The sequence below is a fragment of the Arthrobacter agilis genome, from assembly GCF_002953615.1.
GTDB classification, from domain to species: Bacteria; Actinomycetota; Actinomycetes; order Actinomycetales; family Micrococcaceae; genus Arthrobacter_D; species Arthrobacter_D agilis_B.
The window spans coordinates 3,217,733-3,221,779 of sequence record NZ_CP024915.1 but is presented as its reverse complement, the minus strand read 5'-3'; the positions used below and the strand labels follow the sequence as shown (position 1 = coordinate 3,221,779).

Genomic DNA, 4,047 nt, shown 5'->3' with positions numbered 1-4,047 from the left:
CCGGCGCCCAGCTGGTAGCCGCCGGCCACGCCGGGGGAGGCGTTGATCGGGTAGCCCAGGGTGCGCAGTTTCCCGATGTCCCGGCGGACGGTGCGTTCGGTGACATCCATGCGCTGCGCCAGGGCCGGTCCGGTCCACTCCCGCCTCAGCTGCAGGAGCGAGAGGAGCTGCAGCAGGCGGGCCGACGTCTCGATCATGCCGCAACGGTACAGCGACCTGCGGACAGGTGCTGTCCGCATCACGCGTTGTGCGGGGAGCGCCTCCGCCGGGTGTGCGGTCGAGTCCTGCCTCGGGTCGTACCCGTGCCCTTCCTCATCCGCTGTCCCGCCGGCTGCAGGACCAGCCACAGCATCCACCCGGCTAGGGCGGCCGTTCCCACGAGGACCGCCAGGAGACTGGGTGCGGCGTCGTCCACGAGCAGCGCCAGGACGGCCACGGGCTGCGCTGCCGCCTGGATGCGGAGGAAGGACAGGCCCAGCTCGGCGAGGGCGGTCCTGCTGATCCAGCCGTGCAGGGGCAGTGGCAGGAGCAGGAGGTAGAGGACGAAGACGGCGTGCAGTCCGGCCACGAAGACAGGGAGCCACAGTGACCCGGCAGGCACGTTGACCGCGTAGGCCACCACCAGGAGCAGGAGGGACAGCGAGACAGGCCCTATCGACGGGGCCACGGCCGCACCCGCCGCCACGACGACGGGCAGCAGGACCCACGCGGAACCGTTCCAGACGACACCGCCCAGCAGGACCGCGGCCAGGGCCGTGGCGCACCGCACCAGCCACAGGGGGACGAGCCCCTGCCGGTCGGGCACCGCCGGGACGCCGCTCCGCGCCCGGCGCCGCGGGATCACGGTCCCCTCCAGGCGGTGCTCCGGCCTCCGCGCCGGTCGGCCTGCCGAACAAGCAGGCGGAGGCCTGCGTCGAGACCCGTGTCGACCCCGGGATCCGGGTCGGGAGCCGCAGCGGACCCGTCGCGGCCGGTGTCCACCCCTGCCGCCGCCATCCCGCGGAACACGGGGATGCCCCCGTGCCGCAGGTCGTCGAGCAGGAGGCGACGGCGCAGGAGGGTGAGCCGTACCGCCAGGGACTGCGCCGTCGTCGACTCCGTCCTGTGGAGCGGCGGCACGCAGTCGACGCCGGCGACGAGGTGCCCCTGGGCCTGCCACAGGCGCAGGAGGCGGGCGGGCTCCTCATCGAGGAAGGCGGAGAACACGACGACGACGGCACCCTGCGGAGGGACGGGGTCGCGTCGCCGTCGCCGTCGCGGCACCACCGACGTTCCGGCCAGGCGGGTCCTGACCTGCTCCAGGTGCCGCGCACCCGCGGCCGAACGCAGGGCCCGTCGGGTACCCGACAGGTCGGCGAGCCCCACGCGGTCGCCGACCGCCAGGTAGGACGCCGCCACCGTCGCCGCGGCGGTACGCGCCACGTGGAGGGATGCCGGGGCAATGCGCGGCGGATCAGCGACGAACCAGTCCCCGGTCGACGCCGGAAGGTCGTGGGCCTGGTCGATGACGAGGAACACGGATGCCTCGGCATCGGCGAAGGTCCGGCGGACCATGAGCCGGTCCTGGTCGGCCGATCGGCGCGCGGTGGCCCGCCAGTCGATCCGCCGGAGCCGGTCACCCGGCTGCAGGGGTGCGATGGACCGCAGCTCCCCGCCCTCGCCGGGGCGCCTCGACGCATGCGTCCCCGCGAGGCCCACGAGGCGTCGCGAGGCTGGATGCGCGAGCAGTGGTCCCACCGGCGGGAGGATGCCGACCCGGACCGGGACGGCCTGCGCGAAGCCCGTCGCGTCCGAGAGGTCTGCCCGGAAGCTCGCCGCGCCGTACGCCAGGACCTCGAGCTCCCCGGACGGCGGTGCATCCACGAGCACCGGGCACTCCTCGTCCGACCGCAGGACCAGTGCGTCCGGCCGGCATCCCGCCGCGGCCAGCGTGGTCGCGACGAGCCGCTTCTGCGCGGGCTCCGCCTCCTGCTGCGGTGCGAGCAGGAGGCGCAGGCGTGAGCCCCGGCCCTCGGCGTGCCGCTCCACCGTGATGCGGGCGGGTGGGTCCGCGCCGACGCGCATCCCGGTGCGGCCGGACAGGGCGAGGAGTGCGAGCGGCGTGGCGAGGGCGACCGTGTCCGCCCGGCCCGACACGAGTCCGGCCACGACGCAGACCAGGGTGAGGACCACGGCCAGGGCCCAGACGGGGGACCTGCCGTCCCGGCCGCTGCTAGCCATGCGGCGCAGTCGACGGCGTCGGGATCTCTGCCAGGACGTCCCGCACCACCGTCTCGGCAGCAACGCCCTGCGCCCAGGAGGACGGCGTCAGCGTGAGCCGGTGAGCGAGGACGGCGACGGCACCGTCCTTCACGTCCTCGGGAAGGACGAAGTCGCGGCCGTCGAGCACCGCGAGGGCGCGGCCGAGCAGCACGAGCGCCTGGGAACCACGGGGCGAGGCGCCCACCTCGACGGCGGGGTGGCTGCGCGTCGCTGCCGTGAGCCGCACCGCGTAGTCGATGACGTCGTCGTCCACCCCCACGGACTCGACGGCCGCCTGCAGGCGCAGCAGGCCGTCGGCCGTCGTGACGCTCTCCACCCGCGTCTCCTCCTGGCGGCGCGAGATCCTGCGCGCGATGATGTCCCGCTCGCCTGCCGGGCCCGGGTAGCCGAAGCGCAGGCGCACCAGGAAGCGGTCCAGCTGCGCCTCCGGCAGCGGATACGTGCCCTCGAACTCGATCGGGTTGGACGTCGCGAAGACATGGAAGGGCCGCCGGAGCGGCAGTGTGGTGCCTTCCGCGGACACCTGCGCCTCCGCCATGGCCTCGAGGAGGGCGGACTGGGTCTTGGGTGATGTCCTGTTGATCTCGTCGGCGAGGAAGAGGCCCGCGAAGATCGGGCCGGGCCGGAACTCGAACTCCCGCGTGGCGGGGTTGAAGATCGACGAGCCGGTCACGTCGGAGGGCAGCAGGTCGGGCGTGAACTGGAGCCGGCGGAACTCGAGCCCGAGCGCCTGCGCGAGGGTCTTCGCCGCGAGGGTCTTCCCGAGGCCGGGCAGGTCCTCGAACAGGACGTGCCCGCCCGCGAGGACGGCGGCGAGGGCCAGGCGTAGCGGATCCTCCGCGCCGACGACGACGGTCCCGGTGCGGTCGAGCACCTGGCGTCCCACGCGCGCGGCCTCGAGCGGATCCCCGTCCCCGGGATCGGCGGTACCGCCTGCCGCACCGGTCAGGTCGGCGTTCCGGGCTGTCATGGTCTCTCCTCGTGCCGGGCGGCGGGAAGGGTGGCCGCGGATGGGCGGGCGTGCGTCCGGGAGCCTGTCGACGTGGCTGCGATCCGGTCCAGCTCGTCGAGGAGGGACCGGATCTCGCGGTGCGTCAGGGTGGCGGGCCGTGCCCGCGTGAGGAAGGTCTCGAGCCCGCTGCTCCTCGGGACGTCCGGCCGCGCCGCGGCCAGGGACGCCGCGACGGCGTGCATCTCGAGGACCGCCCGCGTGCCGGGGTCGGCGGACGAGAGCGAGAACTCCAGCGCCTGCAGGTCCGCGAGGCCCCGGGCCTGCTCGGGCAGCGCCGGCAGGGTGGGGCGGGGGACCTCGATCGCTTCGAGGAGCCCGTTCGCGACACCCGCGGCGAGGGCCGCACCCACGAGGACGACCGCGTGGCGATCGTCGAGGCCGAAGAACCAGCAGGCGACGATCGCGAGCACGATCAGGACCCCGGTGACGGCCCACGCGGACGGTCTCACGGTGTCACCGCGGGCCGGGATGCGAGCGCGGCGGAGAGCTCTCCGACGGCGGCCACGGCCAGCTCGCGGTCGGCGGGGCCCAGGGGGAGGGACGGCCGGGCGCCGCGTGCCTGCCCGAAACGGGCGCGCTGGTACAGGCGGTTGAGCGCGACCAGCGGCCGGGCGGGAAGATCGAGCGAGGCAGCTGCAGCACGGGCGAAATCCGTCGAGGTCTGTGCCGGCCCGCGCCGCACGCCTGCCGCGGCGCACAGGCGTTCGAGGTCCAGCCAGCACCGGATGACGGCGTCGGAGGTGTCGGTATCGCCGGTCAGTGCGGCACGGAAG

General features: G+C 74.6%; 6 protein-coding genes. All 6 read right to left on the bottom strand.

Annotated elements, in window-relative coordinates:
- Window positions 1-197, bottom strand: a 197-nt coding sequence (locus tag CVO76_RS15795) for a helix-turn-helix transcriptional regulator (RefSeq protein ID WP_208741867.1), incomplete at its 3' end; no start/stop codon positions are given.
- Between the two features lie 41 nt (window positions 198-238).
- Window positions 239-844 (bottom strand): hypothetical protein, encoded by a 606-nt coding sequence (locus tag CVO76_RS15790; protein WP_208740070.1) that lies wholly within the window; start codon window positions 842-844, stop codon window positions 239-241.
- On the bottom strand, window positions 841-2,220 hold the full coding sequence (locus CVO76_RS15785) for a DUF58 domain-containing protein (protein WP_208740069.1): 1,380 nt from the start codon (window positions 2,218-2,220) through the stop codon (window positions 841-843). The genes CVO76_RS15790 and CVO76_RS15785 overlap by 4 nt, the downstream gene beginning before the upstream one ends.
- Window positions 2,213-3,232 carry an AAA family ATPase gene (locus CVO76_RS15780; protein WP_208740068.1) on the bottom strand — a complete coding sequence of 340 codons (1,020 nt, stop codon included), beginning with the start codon at window positions 3,230-3,232 and terminating at the stop codon, window positions 2,213-2,215. The genes CVO76_RS15785 and CVO76_RS15780 overlap by 8 nt, the downstream gene beginning before the upstream one ends.
- Window positions 3,229-3,723, bottom strand: a complete 495-nt coding sequence (locus tag CVO76_RS15775; RefSeq protein WP_208740067.1) for a hypothetical protein — start codon at window positions 3,721-3,723, stop codon at window positions 3,229-3,231. Before CVO76_RS15775 ends, CVO76_RS15780 begins: the two co-directional genes overlap by 4 nt.
- On the bottom strand, window positions 3,720-4,047 hold a 328-nt coding region (locus CVO76_RS15770; RefSeq protein WP_208740066.1), incomplete at its 5' end, for a DUF4129 domain-containing protein. The genes CVO76_RS15775 and CVO76_RS15770, both read right to left, overlap by 4 nt.

Excerpts from the sequence above, each read along its gene's own strand:
- CVO76_RS15780 (WP_208740068.1), bottom strand. The coding sequence starts at position 3,232 with ATGACAGCCCGGAACGCCGACCTGACCGGTGCGGCAGGCGGTACCGCC.
- CVO76_RS15785 (WP_208740069.1), bottom strand. The coding sequence starts at position 2,220 with ATGGCTAGCAGCGGCCGGGACGGCAGGTCCCCCGTCTGGGCCCTGGCC.